The sequence below is a fragment of the Streptomyces sp. NPDC006339 genome, from assembly GCF_040612775.1.
Lineage (GTDB): Bacteria > Actinomycetota > Actinomycetes > Streptomycetales > Streptomycetaceae > Streptomyces.
Genome location: NZ_JBEXQW010000065.1, coordinates 1 through 22,302, shown reverse-complemented (window position 1 = coordinate 22,302; position 22,302 = coordinate 1). Strand labels below are relative to the sequence as shown.

The window sequence follows — 22,302 nt, the reverse complement described above, 5'->3', positions numbered from 1 at the left end:
GCCGGGGTCACGGCGTCACCGCACCTCGATGAACGCCCCCGCCTCCCGCGCCGCCCGCTCCTTCGGCGGCGCGGCCGGCCGGCCGACGGCCACCGCGCCCATCGGGTCCCAGTCCCCGGGCAGCCCGAGCACGTCCCGTACGACGTCACGGCAGAACATCGTCGAGGACACCCACGCCGAGCCGAGCCGTTCCCCGGCCAGCGCCACCAGCAGGTTCTGCACGCCCGCGCCCGCCGCCACCACGAACATCTCGCGCTCGGCGGCGTCCCGGCGCGGGTCCCCGTAGTGGTGGGCGCCGTCCATGACCAGGCAGGGCACGATCAGATACGGCGCCTTGCGCAGGACATCGCCGCGCCGAATCCGCTTGGCGATGGACTCCTCGGACTTCCCGTCCGTCCGCAGGTCCGCGATCCACGCGTCCCGCATCGCGTCCAGCAGCCGCAGCCGCGCCTCCGCCGACTCCAGGAGCACGAAGCGCCACGGCGTGGTGTGGTGCGGGGCGGGCGCCGTGACGGCGGCGGCCACCGCGCGCCGTACCGCGCCGGGATCGACCGGGTCGTCGGTGAACTCCCGTACGGTGCGCCGCATCGTCACCGCCTCCCGGACCGCCTCCGACGTCCCGAGCCGGAACATGTCGTCGGCCGCGTCGCGTACGAGGGCCCGGGCACCCGGCTCCTCGTCGCCGGCGACGACGTGCGGCAGCCCGCGGACGACGGCGACCGGCCGGCCGGCCGCCTTGCCCTTCACCAGGTCGCCGGCGGCGGCGAGTTCGTCGGCGGTGGCGACGACGGTGACGTTCAGCTCGTTGCCGTGGGAGTCGGTCCCGCCCCGCAGGTCGTCGAGGACCCGCACGCCCGCGGCGCCGATGGCCACGTCGGTGAGGCCGTTGCGCCAGGGGCGCCCGAAGGTGTCGGTGACGACCACCCCGACCTCGACCCCGAGCGTCTCACGCAGCCCGTCGCGGATCCGGCGGGCCGAGGCGTCCGGGTCCTCGGGCAGCAACAGCACGGTGCCGGTGGGGGTGTTGGAGGCGTCGACCCCGGCGGCGGCCATGACGAGACCCTGCCGGTTCTCGACGATTCGCAGCGGCCCGCGCCGGGCCACCACGCGTACGGTCTCGGCGTCGATCGCCGCCTCGCGGTCGTCGGCGGCGATCACCCGCCCCTCCGCCTTGCTCACGATCTTCGAGGTGACGAGCAGCACGTCCCCGTCGACGAGCTCCGGCGCCGCGGAGGCGATCAGCTTCCCGAGGTCGTCCCCCGGCCCGACCTCGGGTATCCCGGAGAGCGCCCACACCTCGAACCGCCCCGCCCCCTCCCCGGCCCGGCCCCCGACTCCGTCCCCGGCCCGGGTCCCGTTCCCGGCCCCGGCTCCCCGAGCGGCCCCCGCCCCCGCCCCCGTCACGCGCCCGCTCCGCCGGCCTCGCCGCCCTCGGCCGCCGCGCCCGCCTCGGCCGCCAGGGCCAGCGCCTCGCGGGCCATCGCGGCCGTCGCGTCCAGGTCGGTCATCATCAGCGGCACCGCGCGGCAGCGGATGCCCGCCGCCTCGACGTCCGCGACCGCGCCCGCGTCGACCGTGTCGACGAGCCAGCCGTCGAGGAGCTCGGAGCCGTAGTGTCGGGCGACGGCCGCCGCCGTGGCCTCGACGCCGACGGCCGCGAGGACCTTGTCGGCCATGCCCCGCACCGGCGCGTCGCCGACGATGGGGGAGAGCCCGACGACCGGCGCGGACGCGGCGGCGACGGCCTCGCGGATGCCGGGGACGGCGAGGATCGTGCCGACGGACACGACCGGGTTGGACGGCGGGAAGAGGATGACGTCGGCCTCGGCGATCGCCTCCAGGACGCCCGGCGCGGGCTTCGCCTGCTCCGCGCCGACCGGTACGACGGCCCGCGCGTCCACGGAGGCGCGCAGCTTCACCCAGTACTCCTGGAAGTGCACGGCCCGCTGTTCGCCGTCCACGTCGATCGCCACGTGCGTCTCGACGCGGTCGTCGGACATCGGGATCAGCCGGACGCCGGGCCGCCAGCGGTCGCAGAGCGCCTCGGTGACGGCGCTGAGCGGGTAGCCGGCGCCCAGCATCTGGGTGCGGACGATGTGCGTGGCGAAGTCGCGGTCACCGAGGCCGAACCACTCGGGCCCGACCCCGTACGCGGCCAGCTCCTCCTTGACGGTGAAGGACTCGTCCTCGCGGCCCCAGCCCTGTTCCTCGTTGATGCCACCGCCGAGGGTGTACATCACGGTGTCGAGGTCGGGGCAGACCTTGAGGCCGAAGAGATGGATGTCGTCACCGGTGTTGCCGATGACCGTGATCTCCGCGTCGGGCGCGGCCTGCTTGAGGCCGCGAAGGAAGCGGGCACCACCGATGCCACCGGCCAGAACCACAATGCGCATGCGGTGCAGTCTGTCAGGCGGGTACGACTCCGGGGGCGGCCGGGGCGGAGGCGGCGCCCGCGGTCACCGTGCCCGACGCGCACTGCTCGCGTACCGACTCGTGCATCGGCATCTCGGTGAGCCCCGGGTAGTAGACGTGCAGGCTGACGGCCGGCTCCAGGGAGTCGTTGACGACCTCGTGGACGTATCCGGGGGCGAAGACCTGCTGGGTGCCGGGCGTGAGCGTCCGGGCGCCCCGCCTCGTACGCTCCGTCAGTTCGCCTTCCAGGACCGTCACCACGCCGGAGGACGGGCCGTGGTCGTGGTTTCCGCTGCCCTGGCCGGGCAGCCAGGAGAGCAGCCAGACCTCGTAGCCGGGGCCGGTGCGCAGCCGGTGGTACCAGCGGGTGGTGGCGTCGTACTCGACGTAGGGGGCCCACAGGGCGCGGTCGGCGGCGATCTCGCGGGCGAGACCGACGAACTCGGCCACGGTGGCGGGGTGCTCGCGGGCGGGCTGCAGGAGGTGCGGGACCTCAAGGATGTCGCCGGCGATCTGAAGGTCGCTGTCCATGTTCATGGTGCGGTGGTTCCTCGGCAGGAGTGCTGGGGTGTCGCAGAGCAAGGGCGGGGCAGAAGGGCGGGGCAGGTGATGCGAGGTGGTGCGACGAGAGCGTCGCGACGGCCGTGGGAGGGCCAGGGTGGGAAGCCGGAGCGCAGGGAGAAGGGCGCGCGTCAACAGCCGGGACAGCAACAGCAACAGCGCGCCTGGACAGCGCGGCGGAACCCACGGGCGTGGGTCGCGGAGAGCGCTGTGGTCGCTGGCATGCCACCAAAGTGGCGGGACGGACACCCGACTGTCAACTCAATGCCCGATATGGGGGCAATGTTTCACCTCATCCGGTTACTGTGCCCGGAGAAAGGTTTGTGCACCGCGCGACCAGGAGACATGGCGCAGCATCCGCGCCCGTAAACGCGGCGAGGGCTCCGTGATCAGACTGTGATCCGGATCGCTTCCGTGGCTGGATCGCAACAAGATCCACGTCTCGGGCGTCCTCCCTCAGGGGCGCGGTGGCGCACCCAAGCCAGTGGCATGTGTCAGGTTTTTGGTGATTTGAACACTTTCCGCATAGGCTTGGTTCCGCAGAGTGAATACGGGGCCCAATAGCAGATCTCGGCTTGACTCGCACAGAGCACGAACTTGTAATTTCACTCGTGTCGTTCGGCCGGTTCGATCGGTAACCGGCGACGGCAACATCACGGGGACGCAAAGACGGACGAGGGGCGCACATGACCGAGTTGTTCCAGGAACTGCTGGTCGAGGACGCGGGCGAGGAACTCGGCTGGCAGGAGCGCGCACTGTGCGCCCAGACCGACCCCGAGTCCTTCTTCCCCGAGAAGGGCGGCTCGACCCGCGAGGCCAAGAAGGTCTGCCTCGCCTGCGAGGTCCGCTCCGAATGCCTCGAATACGCGCTGCAGAACGACGAGCGCTTCGGTATCTGGGGCGGCCTGTCCGAGCGGGAGCGCCGCCGCCTCAAGAAGGCCGCCGTCTGAATCCGGCCATCCGCCGGGCCCGTACGCGGGAGCGCGTACACCCGGACACAAAGCCGCACACAACGAACGGTCCGCATCCTGTGCTCTGTCCACAGGCGGCGGACCGTTCTGCTGCCAGCCGTTAGTGTGGGCCTCCGTCCGAGACGCACCCACGCCCCCCGCGGGCGACCCCGGCCGGAGGGCCCGTAGCTCGATGTCCTCAACTCCTGAGTTTCCGCGACACGTCGTCACCGCCGTGCTCGTCGCCCACGACGGCGCCCGCTGGCTGCCGGACGCCCTCGCCGGGCTTCTCGCCCAGGAGCGCCCCGTCCAGAACGCCGTCGCCGCCGACACCGGCAGCGCCGACGACTCCGCGCGGCTCCTCGCCGACGCCCTCGGCGACGACCGTGTCCTGCACCTCGCCCGCCGCACCGGATTCGGCGCCGCCGTCGAGGAGGCCGTCCGCACCGCGCCCGTCCTCGGCCCCGAGGACCTGCCCTATCTGAAGCGGCCCAGCGGCTGGGACCCGGTCACCCGCACCTGGCGCGACGACGCCTACGACCTGCCGGAACTCCCGCACGGCGAGCCCGTCCAGTGGCTCTGGCTGCTCCACGACGACTGCGCCCCCGAGCCCGGGGCGCTCGCCGAACTCCTGCGCGTCGCCGACTCCGACGCGTACGCCGCCGTCATCGGCCCCAAGCTGCGCGGCTGGTACGACAGGAAGCAGCTCCTCGAAGCCGGCGTCTCCATCGCCCGCAGCGGCCGCCGCTGGACCGGCCTCGACCGCCGCGAGCAGGACCAGGGACAGCACGACCAGATCCGCTCCGTCCTCTCCGTCTCCAGCGCCGGCATGCTGATCCGGCGCGACGTCTTCGAGGAACGCGGCGGCTTCGACCGCCGCCTGCCCCTCATGCGCGACGACGTCGACCTGTGCTGGCGCGCCCACGCCGCCGGCCACCGCGTCCTCGTCGCCCCCGACGCCGTGCTGCGCCACGCCGAGGCGTCCGCCCGCGAGCGCCGCACCGTCGACTGCGCCGGCCGCACCGCCGCCAACCCGCACCGCGTCGACAAGGCCGGCGCCGTCTACACGCTGCTCGCCAACACCCGCGGCGCCGCCCTGCCGTACGTCTTCCTCCGCCTCGTCCTCGGCACGCTGCTGCGCACCCTCGCCTACCTCGTCGGCAAGGCGCCCGGCCAGGCCGTCGACGAGGTCATGGGCCTGCTCGCCACCCTGCTGCGGCCCGAGAAGATCCTCGCCGCCCGCAAACGGCGCAAGAACCCCGCCGTCCCCGCGAGCGAACTGCGCTCCCTCTTCCCGGCACCCGGCGCCACCGTGCGCGCCACCGCCGAACAGCTCGCCTCCCACTTCGGCGGCTCCGACGCCGACTCCGGCGGCTCCCGCCACGGCGTGGTCGAGTCCGGACCCGGCGGCGACGACGCCGACTACCTGGAGATCGAGCAGTTCGCCCGGCTGAAGAAGATCGCCCGCAAGCCCGGGCCCGTCCTCTTCGCCCTCCTGCTCGTCGTCTCCGTCGTCGCCTGCCGCAACCTCTTCGGCGGCGGCTCCCTCGCCGGCGGCGCCCTGCTGCCCGCCCCCGACAGCGTCTCCGGCCTCTGGTCGCGCTACGCCGACGGCTGGCACGCGATCGGCACCGGCGGCACCCAGACCGCCCCGCCCTACCTCGCCGTCCTGGCCGCGCTCTCCGCGCTCTTCCTCGGCTCCACCTCCTTCGCGCTGACCCTGCTGCTCGTCTGCTCGGTCCCGCTGGCCGGCGGCACCGCCTACTTCGCCTCCCGCGGCATCGTCGAATCCCGGCTGCTGCGCGCCTGGGGCGCCATCGCCTACGCCTTCCTGCCCGCCGCCACCGGCGCCCTCGCCACCGGCCGGCTCGGCACCGCCGTCCTCGCGATCCTGCTGCCGCTCATCGCCCGTGCCGCCGTCGCCGCCCACGGCCTGCGCCACGGCGGCACCGAGCGCGGCGGCACCGAGCGCGGCGGTACCGAGCGCGGCGGCGTCGAGCGCGGAAGCTGGCGCGCCACCTGGGCGTACACCTTCCTCCTCACCTTCGCGATGGCGTTCACCCCGGTCGTCTGGCCGCTCGCCGTCGTCCTCGGCATCGGCGTGCTCGTCCTGCGCCGCGACGACATCACCGCCTACGGACTGCGCTTCCTCGCCGCCGTCGGCACCCCGCTCCTCGTCCTGGCCCCCTGGTCGCTGTCGCTCCTGACCAGCCCCTCCGCCTTCCTGCGCGAGGCCGGCCTCGACATCCGTACGGGCACGGCCTCCGCGCTCGACCTGCTCGGCACCAGCCCCGGCGGCCCCGGCACCACCGGCGGGCTCGTCCTCATCGGCCTGCTGCTCGCCGCGCTCGGCGCCCTGCTGCGCGAGGAGCGCGTCTTCGCCGTCCGCGCCGCCTGGACCGCCGCCCTCGCCGGACTCCTCTTCGCCGTCCTCACCAACGGCACCGGCGAGACGGAGACCCACTGGGCCGGACCGGCCACCCTCGTCTACGGCGCGGCCCTGCTCGCCGCCGGCATGATCGGTGCCGAAGGCGGCCGCACCCGCGTCGCCGCCCACGGCTTCGGCTGGCGCCAGCCCGTCGCCGCGCTCGTCGCGCTCGCCTGCGCCCTCGGCCCGGTCGTCGCCGCCGCCACATGGATGATCGGCGGCGCCGACGGCCCGCTCACCCGCCGCGACCCGGTCCAGGTCCCCGCCTTCGTCGCCGAGGAGAGCGGCACCCGCGACCAGGCCCGCACCCTCGTCCTCGGCGGCAGCGCGCCCGGCCAGGTGTCCTACACCCTGGTGCGCGGTTCCGGCGGCCGGCTCGGCGACGCCGAACTCGCCGCCGCCGGCGGCGGCGACCCGCGCCTCGACAAGGTCGTCGCCCACCTCGTCGCCGGCTCCGGCGCCGACCAGACCCAGGAGCTCAGCGGCTTCGCGATCCGCTACGTCCTCGTACGGGACGGGGCACCGCGCTCCATGAGCCGCGTCCTCGACGCCACCCCGGGCCTGTCCCGGCTCAGCCAGCTCGACGGCAGCGCCCTGTGGCGGGTCGACCGCGAGGTCGCGCGCATCACGATCGTCCCGGGCGGCACGAAGGCCGCGGCCACCGGACCGGCGGACGGCCCCGACCGGCCGGTCACCGTCGCCGCCGGCCCTGTGGAGGCCCACACCGACATCCCGGCCGGGCCCGCCGACCGCGTCCTGCGCCTCGCCGACCGCGCCGACGAGGGCTGGACCGCCACCCTCGACGGCAAGGAGCTCACGCCCACCACCGTCGACGGCTGGGCCCAGGGCTTCGAACTGCCCGCCACCGGCGGCCGCCTCGACCTCACCTACGAGGAGCCGTTCACCCACACCGTGTGGATCTGGACGCAGGTCGGCCTCGCCCTCGTGCTGCTCGTCCTCGCCCTGCCCGGCCGCCGCCGCGACATCGACGACGACCTGCCCGACGAGGAGCTCGCCGTGCCCGCCCCGGCCGCCGAGGGCGACGGCCGCCGCGCCCGCCGCCTGCGCGCCGCCGCGGAGGCGGAGGCCGCCGCCGAAGCCGAAGCCGCCGAGCCGGCCCCGCAGCCCGCCCCCGTACCCGTCGCCGTACCGGAGCAGCCCGGGTACGAGCCGCAGCCGGAATGGGACGGTCAGTACGCCGCCGCTCCGCAGCAGGGCTACCCACACGACCAGGACCCGTACGGGCAGCAGCCCTACGACCCCTACGCGCAGCAGCAGCCGTACCCGCAGCAGTACGACCCCCAGCAGTACCCGCAGCAGCCGTACGACCCGTACGCCCAGCAGAGCACCTACGAGGGCTACGAGCCGCAGAACGGCTACGAGCAGCAGACCGGTTACGACCAGCAGGCGTACGACCCGTACGGCTACGAGCAGCAGCAGCGTCCCGACGGGAGCAGCAACCAGTGAAGCGCACCACCCTCTCCCTGATCGCGGTCGTGACCACCCTCGCCGCCGTCACCGGCGTGGCCGCCCTGACCGCCCCCGACGGCACCGTGACCGAGACCCTCGAGGCGTCCGTCCCGCTGCCGGTCGAGCGCTCCAGCCTCCTCTGCCCGGTGCCCAGCACCTCCGAGGTGGCCGAGACCACGTACACCTCGTACACGCCCGTCTCCAAGGGCACCGCCGGTGAACGCGCCCCGTCCCAGGCCCAGTCCGCCAAGGCCGAACTGCGGCCCGCCGCCGCGGCCGGCACGCCCGGCGAGACCCCGGCGAAGAAGCCCGGGCAGCCCAAGGCGCCCGCGACCGTCACCAAGCCCGGCACCCCCGTCACCGCCGAGGCGAACGGCGCCGCCGCGCCCGCCCTGACCGGCGCGGCGAACGGCACGCTCGCCCCCGGCTGGACCGTCCAGCAGACCACCGTCGTCCCGGCCGGCGGCTCGCGCGGCCTGCTCGGCGTGAGCTGCACCGCCCCGGACACCGACTTCTGGTTCCCCGCCGCCTCCACCGGCAAGCAGCGCCAGGACTACGTCCACCTCACCAACCCCGACGACACCGCCGCCGTCGCCGACATCGAGCTGTACGGCCCCGAAGGCCCGCTCACGTCCCAGATCACCGAGGGCATCCCGGTCCCCGCGCACTCCAGCGTCCCCGTGCTGCTCTCCACCCTGACCACCGACCCCGCCACCCAGGACCTCACCGTCCACGTGACCACGCGCAGCGGTCGCGTCGGCGCGGTCGTCGGCTCGGCCGACGAGAAGCTGGGCAGCGACTGGCTGCCGGCCTCCGCCGACCCGGCCGGCACCGTCGTCCTGCCCGGCATCCCGGCCGACGCGACCTCCGTGCGGCTCGTGGCGTACGCGCCGGGCGACGACGACGCCGACCTGAAGGTCCAGTTGGTCACCCCGACCGGTGCCATCGTCCCGGCGAGCGCCGGCGCCCTGCACGTGAAGTCCGGCATGACCGCCGCCGTCGACCTGCCCGACCTCACGCGCGGCGAGCCCGGCTCGCTGCTCCTCAGCCCGTCCGACCCGAAGAAGGCCACGCCGGTCGTGGCCGCGCTGCGGGTGGTGCGCGGCAAGGGCGAGAACCAGGAGGTGGCGTTCATCCCCGCCACCGGCGCGATCGACGCGCGCGCGACCGTCGCCGACAACCGGTCCAAGGTCTCCACCCTGACGCTGACCGCCCCCGGCGCCACCGCCCAGGTACGGATCACCGCCTCGGCGGGCTCGAAGGGCGGCACCCCGGTCACCAGGAACGTCACCGTGAAGGCGGGCACCACGACCTCGCTGGCCGCCCCTCTCCCCGAGGGCCTCAAGGGCTCCTACGCCCTGACCGTCGAACGGCTCTCGGGCGGCCCCGTGCACGCCTCCCGCATGCTGGAGCTGCCGCAGGACGGCATCCCGATGTTCACGGTCCAGCCGCTGACCGACGACCGCGGCACCGTCGAGGTCCCCGAGGCACGGCAGGACCTGTCGGTCCTCGACGACTGACGGGACCGCTCTTCCCGTCCCCGTACGGCCCCTTCGCTCCCCGTACGGCCCCTTCGCTCCCCGTAGGGGCCCCCGTGGCTCCCCGTAAGGGGGCCGGGGGCTCAGTCCTGCCCGTAGCGCGGGTCGACGGACTCGGGGGAGAGGCCCAGGAGGTCCGCCACCTGCTCCACGACCACCTCGTGGACCAGCAGGGCCCGCTCGTCGCGGCTCTTCGAGCGGATCTCGACCGGGCGGCGGTAGACCACGACCCGGGCCGGCTCGTTCTTCTCCGCCGGCGTCGAGCCGCCGAGCGGCACCGTCTCGCTCGTCACCGCCGGCGGGACCTCCATGACCATGAACTCGACGTCGGCGAGCTGCGGCCAGCGCCGCTCCAGGCGCTCCACCGAATCCAGGACCAGATCGCGGAAGGTGTCCGCCCGGCTCGCGGACAGCGGGACCTGGGGTGGGGCGACCGGCCCCCGCATGCCCCGGCCGTGCCGGTCACGGCGCCGCACGCGCGGCGCGGGAGTCTCCATGCTGTCGGTGGTGTCGGTCACTGACGCAGCGTAACTCTCCCCGGTGTTCCACGACCGGTCCGCGAAGCCGTTCCCCGGCGCGCGCGGCCGCCGCCGCTGTCGGAAACCGATCGTTCCGGCCGGTGAACGGCTCTCATTCCGCAGCTCCGGCGATCGGCCATCTGGCTGTGGTTGACCGGATTTCTCCCTGTCACTGTCCGGATCGCATGCTCCCCGTGACCCCGCCCCGCACCGCTCCCGCAGGTCAGAACGGCCGACCGCATCCGGCCCGTGGCGGACGTCACACCGCGACACGGTGGAGTGACCTGGGGGAGAGTCGTCGCGGCCCGCTCAAGAGTGCGGTACCGTCCAACGTCGTGAGCCCTGTACGTCGCTGTTCGCGCACCGCGTGCGGCCGCCCTGCCGTCGCGACACTGACGTACGTCTATGCCGACTCGACTGCGGTCCTCGGCCCGCTCGCCACCTACGCCGAGCCCCACTGCTACGACCTGTGCGCCGAGCACAGCGAGCGCCTCACCGCCCCGCGCGGCTGGGAGGTCGTGCGGCTCTCCGACGGCACCGCGCCCAGCCGGCCCAGCGGTGACGACCTCGAAGCCCTCGCCAACGCCGTGCGTGAGGCGGCCCGCCCCCAGGAGCGCGCCGCCGAGGCCGGCGGCGTCGGCAAGGGCGGCCGCGGCGGCGACCCCGTGGAGGTCGGACGCCGGGGCCACCTCAGGGTGCTCCGTTCCCCCGATAACTGATCAAGGTCCCCTCCCGGGTAGTTTGGGCGTTCCGTACGCGCGCCGTATCCGCGCGTACACCGCTTGCCAAGACTTCAGGAGGTTGATCCGTGGCTGCTGATCTGTCGCAGATCGTGAAGGCGTACGACGTCCGCGGGGTGGTGCCGGATCAGTGGGACGAGACCCTGGCCGAGCTGTTCGGTGCCGCCTTCGTACGTGTCACCGAGGCCGACGCCATCGTCGTCGGCCACGACATGCGCCCCTCCTCGCCCGGCCTCGCCACCGCCTTCGCGCGCGGCGCGTCCCGCCTCGGCGCCGACGTCACCCTGATCGGGCTCTGCTCCACCGACCAGCTCTACTTCGCCTCCGGGCAGTTCGACCTCCCCGGCGCGATGTTCACCGCCTCCCACAACCCGGCGCAGTACAACGGCATCAAGATGTGCCGCGCCGGCGCCGCCCCCGTCGGCCAGGACACCGGCCTCGCCGACATCCGCGCCCTCGTGGAGCGCTGGACGGACGAGGGCGCCCCGGAGCCGGCGGCCACCGAGGGCACGATCAGCGAGCGCGACACGCTCCAGGACTACGCGGCCCACCTGAAGTCCCTGGTCGACCTCCGCGCGATCCGCCCCCTGAAGGTCGTCGTCGACGCCGGCAACGGCATGGGCGGCCACACCGTCCCCACCGTCTTCGGCGGTCTGCCGCTCGACGTCGTCCCCATGTACTTCGAGCTCGACGGCACCTTCCCCAACCACGAGGCCAACCCGCTCGACCCGAAGAACATCGTCGACCTCCAGGAGCGCGTCCGCGCCGAGGGCGCCGACCTCGGCATCGCCTTCGACGGCGACGCCGACCGCTGCTTCGTCGTCGACGAGAACGGCGACCCGGTCTCCCCGTCGGCGATCACCGCCCTCGTCGCCGCGCGCGAGCTCGCCAAGAACCCCGGCGGCACCGTCATCCACAACCTGATCACCTCCTGGTCCGTCCCGGAGGTCGTCCGCGAGAACGGCGGCACGCCCGTCCGCACCCGCGTCGGCCACTCCTTCATCAAGGAGGAGATGGCCAAGACCGGCGCCATCTTCGGCGGTGAGCACTCCGCGCACTACTACTTCAAGGACTTCTGGAACGCGGACACCGGCATGCTGGCCGCGCTCCACGTCCTCGCGGCCCTCGGCGGCCAGGAGGGCCCGCTGTCCGGGCTCGTCGCCGCGTACGACCGCTACGCCTCCTCCGGCGAGATCAACTCCACGGTCGCCGACCAGAACGCCCGCCTGGCCGCCGTGAAGGCCGCCTTCGCCGACCGCGACGGCGTCACCCTGGACGAGCTCGACGGCCTGACCGCCACCTCCGCCGACTGGTGGTTCAACCTCCGCGCCTCCAACACCGAACCCCTCCTCCGCCTCAACGTCGAGGCCCGCGACACCCCCACGATGTCAACCCTCCGCGACGAGGTCCTGTCCCTGATCCGCGCGTAGGTACGCGCAGGAGGGCGGGCCCCTGTCCCGCCCCCCCCGTTGTGGGCATTCGTTCCGCAGGGGCGGAACGGGTGGGCACAACGGAACGGCGCCCCTGCGGGCGCCTCCGCTCCCCGCACCTACGGCACCCCCGACGGCGCTGCCCGTCCGTGCGGGGCAACCCCGTGGGCCTGGGAGGCCGGGGTGCTGGGCCAGGGGCCCGGCGGGGCGGGACCCAGGACCTCGGGCGAGGGCCCGCCGGGGCGCGCACCACCCACCCGCCGCACCCCGTTTCCCGCCCCGCCCACCCCCGTCCCCCCACCCGCCACGCGAACCCCGCAGCGTAACCCCCGGCACTCGCCCCACGCCGGGGGCGCCGCCCGCGGCCCGGCGGTAGGCTGACCTGGCCCGAGACCGCCGTGCGTCCGTACCTCCCGTACGGCCGTGCCGCCGCCCGTACCGTCCGAAGGGACCGCCCCATGCCGCTCGAAGCCGGCCTCCTGGACATCCTGGCCTGCCCGGCCTGCCACGCCCCGCTGAACGACCGTACGGCGGAGGAGTCCCCGGAGCTCGTCTGCACGTCCTCCGACTGCGGCCTCGCGTACCCCGTCCGTGACGACATCCCGGTCCTGCTGGTCGACGAGGCCCGCCGCCCCGCGTAGCCCGCGCCAGGGGGAACCCTTAGGGGGAAGCCCCCCGGGATGACCTCGCCGGCCGCATCCACGCACGGCGGCCGGCCCCGCTCCGACCACCGGAGGCCCGCCACATGCTCGACGAGACGCTCCTCGACGCACCGGACGCCCTCGCCCTCGCAGACCGCCGCGGTCTGCTCCGCGGCGCCGCCGAAGCGGGGGCGCGGGTACGCACCGCCGCCCGGCACGCCGCCGAGGCCGGCATCGCCGAGCTCCGGCCCGAGGGCCGGCCCCGCGCCGTCCTCGTCGCGGGCCCCGGCACCGCCGCCGTCGGCGTCGCCGACCTGGTCGGCGCCCTCGTCGGCGCGGCCGCCCCGGTGATCCGGCTGCGCCCCACCGGCGTCGCCCCCGCCGCCGGCGCGCTCCGCTGGTCGCTGCCCGGCTGGGCCGGCTCGGTCGACCTGCTGCTCGTCCCGACGACGGACGGCTCCGAGCCCGGCCTCGCACTCCTCGCCGAGCAGGCGTACCGCCGCGGCATCACCGTCGTCGCCGTCGCCCCGAAGGAGTCCCCGCTCGCCGAGAGCGTCAGCGGCTCCCGCGGCCTGATCGTCCCGATGGCGATGGCCCCGCACGAGACGGCCGAGGAGTACGCGGAGACGCTCGCCGCGAGCCCCGGCGCCCTGTGGGCGCTGTTCACGCCGCTGCTCGCGCTGCTCGACCGGGTCGGGCTCCTGGAGGCCCCGCCGGAGGCCCTGGAACAGGTCGCCGACCGCCTGGACCGTACGGCCGAGCGCTGTGGCCCCGCCATCGCCACGTACAGCAACCCGGCCAAGACCCTCGCCGCCGAGCTCGCCGACTCCCTCCCGCTCGTGTGGACCGAGGGAGAGGCGGCCGGCCCGGCCGGCCGCCGGTTCGCCGCCGTCCTCGCCGAACTCGCGGGCCTGCCCGCCCTCGTGGCCGAGCTGCCCGAGGCGCTGCCCGCCCACGGCATGCTCCTCACCGGTGACTACGCGGCCGGCGCCGACCCGGAGGACTTCTTCCGCGACCGCGTCGAGGAGCCGCAGGCCCTGCGCGCCCGGGTCGTGCTCCTGCGCGACCGGCCGGCCGAGGGCAACGAGCTCAGCGCCGCTCCCGCCGCCCGCGAACTCGCCCTGGGGCACGACACGGCCATCAGCGAGCTGGAGCCCGAGGAGGGCAGCGCGCTGGAGAACCTCGCCGAGCTCCTCGCCGTCACCGACTTCGCCGCCGTGTACCTCGCCCTCGCGGCCGCCGCCCACACACCCGAGCAGTAGCCAGCCGCGGAGCGGAAGCCGCCCAGCCCCCGCCCCGAACCCGGCCCCCGCCCGAACCCCGGCCCCGAACCCGGCCCGGCCCCGGCCCCCGAGCCCAGCCCCGAGCACCAGCCCCGGGCAGCCCCGCCCCCAACGGCCCCCCGCACTGAGAAGAGCTGGAAGCCCCATGGACCGCCTCGTCAACACCGTCCGCCCCTACGCCTGGGGATCCACGACGGCCATCCCGGAGCTGCTCGGCGTCCCCCCCACCGGCGAGCCCCAGGCCGAGCTGTGGATGGGCGCCCACCCCGGCGCCCCGTCCCGCACCGGCCGCGGCCCCCTCGACGAGGTCGTCGCCGCCGACCCCGTACGCGAACTCGGCCCCGCCGTCGTCGAGAAGTTCGGCCCCCGCCTGCCCTTCCTGTTCAAGGTGCTCGCCGCCGGCGCCCCGCTCTCCCTCCAGGTCCACCCCGACCTCGCCCAGGCGCGCGCCGGATACGCCGCCGAGGAGGCCGCCGGCCTCGCCCTCGACGACCCCCGGCGCAACTACAAGGACCCCCACCACAAGCCCGAACTGATCTGCGCCCTCACGCCGTTCCACGGCCTCTGCGGCTTCCGCGACCCGGTCGAGGCCGCCGACACCATGGACGCGCTCGGCGTGGACTCCCTCAAGCCGTACGTCGACCTCCTCCACGCCCACCCCGAGGAGGCCGCCCTCCGCGAGGTCCTCACCGCGCTGCTCACCGCCGACCGCGCCGAGACGGCCCGCACCGTCGTCGAGGCCGCGCACGCCGCCGCCCGCCTGGGCGGCGCCCACGCCCCGTACGCCCGGATCGCCCACCACTACCCGAGCGACCCCGGCGTCCTCGCCGCCATGCTGCTCAACCCGGTGACCCTCCAGCCCGGCGAGGCCATGTTCCTCGGCGCCGGCGTCCCGCACGCCTACCTGGACGGCCTCGGCGTCGAGATCATGGCCAACTCCGACAACGTGCTGCGCTGCGGCCTCACCCCCAAGCACGTCGACGTCCCCGAACTCCTGCGGGTCGTCCGCTTCGAACCCCTGGACCCGACGATCCTCCGCCCGGAGGCGTCCCCGTCGGGCGAGGAGGTCTACGACACCCCGATCGACGAGTTCCGGCTCTCCCGCTTCGTACGGCCGGAGGGCGCGGCCCCCACGGACGTCACCGCCGCCACGCCGCAGATCCTCCTCGCGACCGCCGGCCGCCCCGCCGTGGGCGGTGCGGCGCTGGCTCCGGGCGAGTCGGTGTTCGTCCCGGCGGGCGAAACGACCGAACTGTCCGGTGCCGGAACGGTCTTCCGCGCCACCGTCGTGGCCTGATGCGACAATGACCGGCCGTACGACGGCAGTAGGGTGCCGTCGGCAAGGCGGGATCACGCCGCATCACCGACGAAGGGACCACGTACACCCATGAGCGCGTCAGGCGGAACCAAGGCGATCGTGGCGGCACTCGCCGCCAACCTCGCGATCGCCGTAGCCAAGTTCGTGGCGTTCCTCTTCAGCGGTTCGTCCTCGATGCTGGCCGAAAGCGTCCACTCCCTCGCCGACTCCGGCAACCAGGGACTGCTCCTGGTCGGCGGCAAGCGGGCCCAGCGCGAAGCCACCCCGCAGCACCCCTTCGGCTACGGCCGCGAGCGGTACATCTATGCCTTCCTCGTCTCCATCGTGCTGTTCTCCGTCGGTGGCATGTTCGCCATCTACGAGGGCTACGAGAAGATCAAGCACCCGCACGAGATCGAGGCGTGGTACTGGCCGGTCGGCGTCCTCGTCTTCGCGATCATCGCGGAGACCTTCTCCTTCCGCACCGCGATCAAGGAGTCGAACGAGGTACGCGGCAACCTGTCGTGGAAGGAGTTCGTCCGGCGCGCCAAGGCCCCCGAGCTGCCCGTCGTCCTCCTCGAGGACCTCGGCGCCCTCGTCGGCCTCATCCTCGCCCTCGGCGGCGTCAGCGTGGCGCTCGCGACCGGCAACGGCGTCTGGGACGGCATCGGCACCCTGTGCATCGGTGTCCTGCTCATCGCCATCGCGATCGTGCTCGCCGCCGAGACCAAGTCGCTGCTGCTCGGTGAGTCCGCCGGCGTCGACGAGGTGAAGAAGATCGAGGACGCGATCGTCGACGGCTCGACCGTCACCCGCCTCATCCACATGCGCACCCTCCACCTCGGCCCCGAGGAGCTCCTGGTCGCGGCGAAGATCGCCGTCCGGCACGACGACTCGGCCTCCGACGTGGCCCGCTCCATCAACGCCGCCGAGGAGCGCATCCGCGCGGCCGTCCCGATCGCCCGGGTGATCTACCTGGAGCCGGACATCTACAGCGAGAAGAGCACCGCCGCCCCCGCCTCGGACGCCCCGGGCGCCCCGGGCGTCTGACGGAGCCGGACGGAAACGTGGGGGAGGCCCCGGACCTGGTGATGGTGATCAGGTCCGGGGCCTCCCGCATGTCCCGTCAGCGGCCGACGTACGGCGGGGAGTCCGTCAGCGGCCGACGTACGGCGGGGACGGGGACGGGGACATCGGCGCCGCCCCCGCCCCGGCCCGCACCGCCCGTCCGGCCCGCCATCCGCCGAAGCCGAGACCGGCCCCGACGAGGACCAGCACCAGGCCCCCGAAGAACCCGGCCGCGGCGGCGAGCGAGCCCACCGGGCTGTCCACCGCCCGCTCCACCACGGACGAGACCGGGACCGTGCCCTGGGCCTGCTCCGGGTGGTAGCGCGAGTCGAGGGAGTTGCTCCGGTTGTCGCCGAGCAGGAACACCCGGCCCTCCGGCACCCGGACGTCGACGTCCGGACCGGCCCCGATCGGATCGCCCCCGGCCACATACGGCTCCGAGAGCGGCTCCCCGTTCACGTACACCCGCCGGTCGTCCGACGTGACCCGGTCGCCGCCGACCCCGATCACCCGCTGCACCGCCGGCCCCTCGCGGACGCCCCACTCCGGCACCGACACCAGGACCACATCCCCGCGCCGTATCTCGTCGGACGGCCCGATCCGCTCCGCGTAGAGCCGGTCACCGGGCAGGTAGGTCGGCCGCATCGACTCCGACGGCACACGGTGGGCGGGGTACTCGGCCCGCAGCGCCAGCCCGCCGGCGCACGACAGCGCCCCCACCGCCATGAGCAGCCATCCAGTGATCCGCAGTCCCCGCCCGGGCCTCGACGGCCTCGCCGGTCTCATCGTCAGCGCCCCTCCCGGCATGGTTCCGGCCCGCACCCTATCGGCGGGCCGGAGCGCACCGGGACACCGGCCGAGGACCCCGCGGGCCGGGCTCCGGACCATGGTCCACTGTGGGTCACTGCGCCGATCGGTGTAGATTCGTGACCAGCCAGACGTCGCTGCTGATGGCGGTCGGGCGGTCGCGCATGGACCGGCCGAGGGAGAGAGGGCCTCCGACGACTGCACCGCGGGAGCACCCGGGCATTCGTATGCCCGCGTCGTCCACAGCCGCGGTGCCAGGTGCCCACTCGATCCCTCGAACCCGATCCACGAGGAGCAGCTCCAGTCATGACGACTGTCGCCAAGCAGGACTTCAAGGTCGCCGACCTCTCCCTGGCCGCGTTCGGCCGCAAGGAGATCACCCTCGCCGAGCACGAGATGCCCGGTCTGATGTCGATCCGCCGCGAGTACGCCGAGCAGCAGCCGCTCGCCGGCGCCCGCATCACCGGCTCCCTGCACATGACCGTGCAGACCGCCGTCCTCATCGAGACCCTGGTCGCCCTCGGCGCCGAGGTCCGCTGGGCCTCCTGCAACATCTTCTCCACCCAGGACCACGCCGCCGCGGCCATCGCCGTCGGCCCGAACGGCACCCCGGAGAACCCGCAGGGCGTCCCGGTCTTCGCCTGGAAGGGCGAGACCCTGGAGGAGTACTGGTGGTGCACGGAGCAGGCCCTGACCTGGCCGAACACCCCCACCGGCGGCCCGAACATGATCCTCGACGACGGTGGTGACGCCACCCTCCTCGTCCACAAGGGCGTCGAGTTCGAGAAGGCCGGCTCCGCCCCGGACCCGTCCACCGCGGACAGCGAGGAGTACGGCTACATCCTCCAGCTCCTCAACCGCACCCTCTCCGAGAACCCGCAGAAGTGGACCCAGTTGGCGTCCGAGATCCGCGGCGTCACCGAGGAGACCACCACCGGTGTCCACCGCCTCTACGAGATGATGCAGGCCGGCACCCTGCTCTTCCCGGCGATCAACGTGAACGACGCCGTGACCAAGTCGAAGTTCGACAACAAGTACGGCTGCCGCCACTCCCTGATCGACGGCATCAACCGCGCCACCGACGTCCTCATCGGCGGCAAGACCGCCGTCGTCTGCGGCTACGGCGACGTCGGCAAGGGCTGCGCCGAGTCCCTGCGAGGCCAGGGCGCCCGCGTCATCGTCACCGAGATCGACCCGATCTGCGCCCTGCAGGCCGCGATGGACGGCTACCAGGTCACGACGCTGGACGAGGTCGTCGAGACCGCGGACATCTTCATCACGACCACGGGCAACAAGGACATCATCATGGCCTCGGACATGGCCAAGATGAAGCACCAGGCCATCGTCGGCAACATCGGCCACTTCGACAACGAGATCGACATGGCCGGCCTGGCGAAGATCCCCGGCATCGTCAAGGACGAGGTCAAGCCCCAGGTCCACACCTGGACGTTCGAGGACGGCAAGGTCCTGATCGTCCTGTCCGAGGGCCGTCTGCTCAACCTGGGCAACGCCACGGGCCACCCGTCCTTCGTCATGTCGAACTCGTTCGCGGACCAGACCCTGGCCCAGATCGAGCTCTTCACGAAGCCGGAGGAGTACCCGACCGACGTCTACGTCCTCCCGAAGCACCTGGACGAGAAGGTCGCCCGCCTCCACCTCGACGCCCTCGGCGTCAAGCTGACGACCCTCCGCCCGGAGCAGGCCGAGTACATCGGCGTCAAGGTCGAGGGCCCGTACAAGCCGGACCACTACCGCTACTGATCCCCACGACCGGCGGGTGACGGCACACACCGGCACCCGCCCGTCGCGGGACTCCCCCCAGCGGAACGAGCAGGCCCCCGCACCCCCGTGCCGGGGGCCTGCTCCGTCTTCGACCATCGCCACCGCTTCAGGACGCACCCGAGGACCCATGCCCCGCGGCCGCTATTCGCTCCACGATCCGCACGATCACACCCCCCTCGGCGAAGAACACTTCACCTGCGCGCCCGGCCCCTCCGGCTGGCGCTACGTCTCCCGCACGACCGCCCCCTCCGGCGACCCCACCGGCTCCGTCGACCTGGCCATCGACGAACGGGGCCGCCCCATCCGGCTCGAACTCCACGCCGCGCACTGGCAGGTCCGCGGCGCCGCCCTCAACGGCGTCACCTGGGTCCGTACCGACCCCACCGGAACCCACGCCACCGAAGGCAATGTGCGCGCCCACGCCTTCACCGGAACGTCCCCGGCCTTCCTCGTCGCGATCTCCCGACTCCTGCGCCTCACCCCCGATTCCCCCGAGACCCGCGTCCGGCTCGTCGCCTTCACGGATCCCGTCCTCGCACCCCTGACGGTCGACCAGTCCTGGGCCCTGGTGAAGAGTGAAGCGCACGCCACTGACAACGGCCCCCTGATCGTGGACGAGTTCCAGGTCAGCGCCCTGGACACGGGGGAGCGGCACACCGTCCACCTCGCCGGCGACGTGGTCCTCTCCGCCCCTGGCATCGAACTCGAAGAGCTCGACACCCCGCCCAACGTCTTCTGACCGCGGGCACCCGCCGGCCCGGCCTCAGGCCGGCGGAGCGAACCCCGTCGACCGCGGCGCCGGAGAAGGAGTGCCGGGAGCCGCCGGGACGGCAGGGCTCGCGGAGACGGGCGCGGGAGCCACCGGAGCCACCGGAGCCACCGGAGCCGTCGGACTCACCGGACCCGCCGGAGTCACCGGACCGGCCGGACCGGCCGGACCCGCCGGACCCGCCGGACCCCCCGGAGTCATCGGAAGCGCGGGGCCCCCGGGGCCGGGCGCGGGAGCAACCCGTACGTGAGCGGTCTCCCCGGCCGGCGCGAACGCCCGCCGCGCCTCCCGGGCCTGCCGCTCCGCCACCACACCCGCCAGATACGCGCCGGCCGGCACCCCCGGCGGCGCCGGCGCCCCGGTCCGCGCCGCCAGCTCGGCCGCGAGGCGCTCCGCGAGCCGCTGCCCGATCGCCGGATCCAGTTGCCCCATCCGCGTCAGGTACTGACGTATCTCCAGCCACAGTCCGTCCGGCACCGCCGACAGATCGAGACCGGTGAACTGTCCCGCCAGCCACGGCGGCGGAGGCGGCAGCACCATGCCCGCGGCCGGCGCCACCCGCTCCCGTACCACCAGCGTCCCGGCGAACACGTCACCCAGCCGCCGCCCCCGCTCCGACACCAGCGAGGCGATGCACGCGACCACCCCGAACGTCATCAGCAGTTCCACGACCCCCATCGCCCCGCGCATCAACGCGTGCCGGAACCGGATCGGCCCGCCGTCCTCCCGCACCACCCGCAGACCGCACACCAGCTTCCCGAGGGACCGCCCGTGCGACAGCGTTTCCACGGCGATCGGCACCCCGACCAGGACCAGCAGGAACGACGCGATGGACAGCGCCATCGCCGCCGCCTCGTCCAGCGACGCCGTGGCGAAGGCCAGCCCCACACTGATCAGCAGATACGCGGCCCACACCACGACGAGGTCGAGCAGCAGCGCCAGCGCCCGGCTCGGCAGCCGCGCCGGCTGCAACCCCAGATAGACGGCATCACCCGTCACCACCCCGTTCACGGCACCCCACCCTTCCTCGCCCAGACGAACCGCGTCCGAACGCCAGTCTGCCAAGCTGACCCGCAGCGCGCCGCAGTAGTACGAACCCGTACGCACCCGTACGCACCCAGTGCCTGGAGCAGCAGCCGATCATGGACCTCGATGTCTTCGTCACCGCCCACCGCGCTGAGTGGGACCGCCTCGACCACCTGCTGCGGCGCGGCCGGCGCCTCACCGGAGCCGAGGCCGACGAGCTCGTCGCCCTCTACCAGCGCACGGCCACGCACCTCTCCCTGATCCAGTCCAGCGCCCCCGACCCGATGCTCACGGCGCGGCTCACCCAGCTCGTCGCCCGCGCCCGCGCCACGGTCACCGGCACCCGCCGTGCCTCCTGGCGGGACGCGGCCGCGTTCCTGACCGCCGGCTTCCCCGCCGCCGTCTACCGCTCCCGCCACTGGTGGATCCCGACCGCCGTCCTCTCCACCCTCCTCGCGGCCCTGATCGGCTGGTGGATCGGCACCCACCCCGAGGTCCAGTCCGCGATGGGCGCCCCCGCCGAGCTCCGCGAGATGACCCGCCCGGGCGGCCGGTACGAGACCTACTACTCCAGCCACCCGGCGGCGTCCTTCGCCGCCCAGGTCTGGACGAACAACGCGCAGGCCGCCGCCATGTGCCTGGTCCTCGGCGCCTTCCTCGGCCTTCCGGTGCTCGCGGTCCTGTTCGCCAACATGCTCAACCTGGGCGTCGGCATCGGCCTGATGTCCTCCGCCGGCCGTCTCGACGTCTTCCTCGGCCTGGTCCTTCCGCACGGTCTGCTCGAACTGACCGCCGTCTTCGTCGCCGCCGGCACCGGTCTACGGCTCGGCTGGACCGTCATCGACCCGGGCCCCACCACCCGCCGCGCCGCCCTCGCCGAGCAGGGCCGCGCCGCGATCGGCATGGCCGTCGGGCTCGCCCTCTGCCTGTTCGTCGCGGGCCTGATCGAAGGCTTCGTCACCCCCTCCGGCCTGCCCACCTGGGCCCGCATCGCCAGCGGCATCGCCGCCGAGCTGGCCTTCCTCGCGTACGTCTACGTGCTCGGCGGCCGCGCGGCCCGCGCCGGCACCACGGGCGACGTGGCGGAGGCCGACCGCACCGCCGAGCTGCCCACCGCCGCCTGATGTGCAGAGCACCCCGCTGACCTGCTAGTCTCCTCTTCGCCCACGAAACCCATTGACACGGGTGGCGTGGGGAGGTAGATTCAAACGGTTGCCTGGGGAGCTGGACAAGCGCCCGGCGGACAAGTTAGAGTCTTTCTCGCTCCGGTCGGAATTCAATGACGACGGAGTCACCCCGATTCCTTATCCGAATCACGAAGCCACCGATTAGGTCGGCGGAAATGAATCTGATAAAGTCGGAGCCGCTGGAAAGGCCCGAAACGACGAAAGTCGAAGAGGACCCGGAAAGCACCGAGGAAATCGGATCGGAAAGATCTGATAGAGTCGGAAACGAAGGAAGCGCCCGGAGGAAAGCCCGCGAGGGTAAGTACAAAGGAAGCGTCCGCACCTTGAGAACTCAACAGCGTGCCAAAAATCAACGCCAGATTAGTTGATACCCCGTCCATCTTCGGATGGTCGAG

Annotated in this window: 19 protein-coding genes; 12 read left to right on the top strand and 7 right to left on the bottom strand. The window is 73.5% G+C overall.

The window, feature by feature from the left end; all coding sequences use genetic code 11:
* Positions 1-15: 15 nt before the first annotated feature.
* The 3 genes from ABZ135_RS34605 to ABZ135_RS34595 form a co-directional block, all read right to left on the bottom strand.
* Positions 16-1,296 carry a coenzyme F420-0:L-glutamate ligase gene (locus tag ABZ135_RS34605; protein WP_356701623.1) on the bottom strand — a complete coding sequence of 427 codons (1,281 nt, stop codon included), beginning with the start codon at positions 1,294-1,296 and terminating at the stop codon, positions 16-18.
* Between the two features lie 104 nt (positions 1,297-1,400).
* Positions 1,401-2,393, bottom strand: a complete 993-nt coding sequence (gene cofD, locus ABZ135_RS34600) for a 2-phospho-L-lactate transferase (protein WP_356701621.1) — start codon at positions 2,391-2,393, stop codon at positions 1,401-1,403.
* Positions 2,394-2,406: 13 nt separating this feature from the next.
* Positions 2,407-2,949, bottom strand: coding sequence for a cysteine dioxygenase family protein (locus ABZ135_RS34595; protein ID WP_356701619.1), 543 nt, complete (start codon positions 2,947-2,949; stop codon positions 2,407-2,409).
* 710 nt (positions 2,950-3,659) lie between these two features.
* Here ABZ135_RS34595 and ABZ135_RS34590 point away from each other — a divergent pair.
* The 3 genes from ABZ135_RS34590 (at position 3,660) to ABZ135_RS34580 (ending at position 9,341) form a co-directional block, all read left to right on the top strand.
* Positions 3,660-3,923, top strand: a complete 264-nt coding sequence (locus ABZ135_RS34590; RefSeq protein WP_345487777.1) for a WhiB family transcriptional regulator — start codon at positions 3,660-3,662, stop codon at positions 3,921-3,923.
* 193 nt (positions 3,924-4,116) lie between these two features.
* A complete protein-coding gene (locus tag ABZ135_RS34585; protein WP_356701617.1) occupies positions 4,117-7,818 on the top strand; it encodes a glycosyltransferase in 3,702 nt (1,233 codons plus the stop codon).
* A complete protein-coding gene (locus ABZ135_RS34580) occupies positions 7,815-9,341 on the top strand; it encodes a DUF5719 family protein (RefSeq protein ID WP_356701615.1) in 1,527 nt (508 codons plus the stop codon). The genes ABZ135_RS34585 and ABZ135_RS34580 overlap by 4 nt, the downstream gene beginning before the upstream one ends.
* Positions 9,342-9,442: 101 nt before the next feature.
* On the opposite strand, the gene ABZ135_RS34575 is transcribed toward ABZ135_RS34580, so the two are convergent.
* Positions 9,443-9,856 carry a metallopeptidase family protein gene (locus tag ABZ135_RS34575; protein ID WP_356701654.1) on the bottom strand — a complete coding sequence of 138 codons (414 nt, stop codon included), beginning with the start codon at positions 9,854-9,856 and terminating at the stop codon, positions 9,443-9,445.
* 305 nt (positions 9,857-10,161) lie between these two features.
* Between ABZ135_RS34575 and ABZ135_RS34570 the strand changes: the two genes are divergently transcribed.
* The 6 genes from ABZ135_RS34570 to ABZ135_RS34545 all read left to right on the top strand — a co-directional run bounded on the left by ABZ135_RS34570 (position 10,162) and on the right by ABZ135_RS34545 (position 16,318).
* The gene (locus ABZ135_RS34570; protein ID WP_356701652.1) at positions 10,162-10,596 is read left to right on the top strand and encodes a DUF3499 domain-containing protein; all 435 of its coding nucleotides are present in this window, start codon (positions 10,162-10,164) and stop codon (positions 10,594-10,596) included.
* A gap of 89 nt (positions 10,597-10,685) precedes the next feature.
* The gene (locus ABZ135_RS34565) at positions 10,686-12,047 is read left to right on the top strand and encodes a phosphomannomutase/phosphoglucomutase (RefSeq protein ID WP_356701613.1); all 1,362 of its coding nucleotides are present in this window, start codon (positions 10,686-10,688) and stop codon (positions 12,045-12,047) included.
* Between the two features lie 458 nt (positions 12,048-12,505).
* Positions 12,506-12,688, top strand: a complete 183-nt coding sequence (locus tag ABZ135_RS34560; protein ID WP_356701611.1) for a Trm112 family protein — start codon at positions 12,506-12,508, stop codon at positions 12,686-12,688.
* 104 nt (positions 12,689-12,792) lie between these two features.
* Positions 12,793-13,950 (top strand): SIS domain-containing protein, encoded by a 1,158-nt coding sequence (locus ABZ135_RS34555; protein ID WP_356701610.1) that lies wholly within the window; start codon positions 12,793-12,795, stop codon positions 13,948-13,950.
* Positions 13,951-14,116: 166 nt separating this feature from the next.
* On the top strand, positions 14,117-15,268 hold the full coding sequence (manA, locus tag ABZ135_RS34550; protein ID WP_356701609.1) for a mannose-6-phosphate isomerase, class I: 1,152 nt from the start codon (positions 14,117-14,119) through the stop codon (positions 15,266-15,268).
* 90 nt (positions 15,269-15,358) lie between these two features.
* Entirely contained in the window at positions 15,359-16,318 is a 960-nt protein-coding gene (locus ABZ135_RS34545) for a cation diffusion facilitator family transporter (protein WP_356701608.1), read from the top strand.
* A gap of 105 nt (positions 16,319-16,423) precedes the next feature.
* On the opposite strand, the gene lepB is transcribed toward ABZ135_RS34545, so the two are convergent.
* Positions 16,424-17,122, bottom strand: coding sequence for a signal peptidase I (lepB, locus tag ABZ135_RS34540; protein WP_356701607.1), 699 nt, complete (start codon positions 17,120-17,122; stop codon positions 16,424-16,426).
* 327 nt (positions 17,123-17,449) lie between these two features.
* Between lepB and ahcY the strand changes: the two genes are divergently transcribed.
* Both ahcY and ABZ135_RS34530 read left to right on the top strand, forming a co-directional pair.
* Positions 17,450-18,904, top strand: coding sequence for an adenosylhomocysteinase (gene ahcY / locus ABZ135_RS34535; protein WP_356701606.1), 1,455 nt, complete (start codon positions 17,450-17,452; stop codon positions 18,902-18,904).
* A gap of 148 nt (positions 18,905-19,052) precedes the next feature.
* Complete coding sequence (locus ABZ135_RS34530) at positions 19,053-19,664, top strand: hypothetical protein (protein WP_356701605.1); 612 nt, start codon at positions 19,053-19,055, stop codon at positions 19,662-19,664.
* A gap of 24 nt (positions 19,665-19,688) precedes the next feature.
* On the opposite strand, the gene ABZ135_RS34525 is transcribed toward ABZ135_RS34530, so the two are convergent.
* Positions 19,689-20,705, bottom strand: coding sequence for an RDD family protein (locus ABZ135_RS34525; protein WP_356701603.1), 1,017 nt, complete (start codon positions 20,703-20,705; stop codon positions 19,689-19,691).
* Positions 20,706-20,836: 131 nt separating this feature from the next.
* Between ABZ135_RS34525 and ABZ135_RS34520 the strand changes: the two genes are divergently transcribed.
* Complete coding sequence (locus tag ABZ135_RS34520; RefSeq protein WP_356701601.1) at positions 20,837-21,844, top strand: stage II sporulation protein M; 1,008 nt, start codon at positions 20,837-20,839, stop codon at positions 21,842-21,844.
* Between the two features lie 167 nt (positions 21,845-22,011).
* On the opposite strand, the gene ABZ135_RS34515 is transcribed toward ABZ135_RS34520, so the two are convergent.
* Positions 22,012-22,302 (bottom strand): hypothetical protein (locus ABZ135_RS34515; RefSeq protein WP_356701599.1); only part of this gene is annotated, 291 nt, incomplete at its 5' end.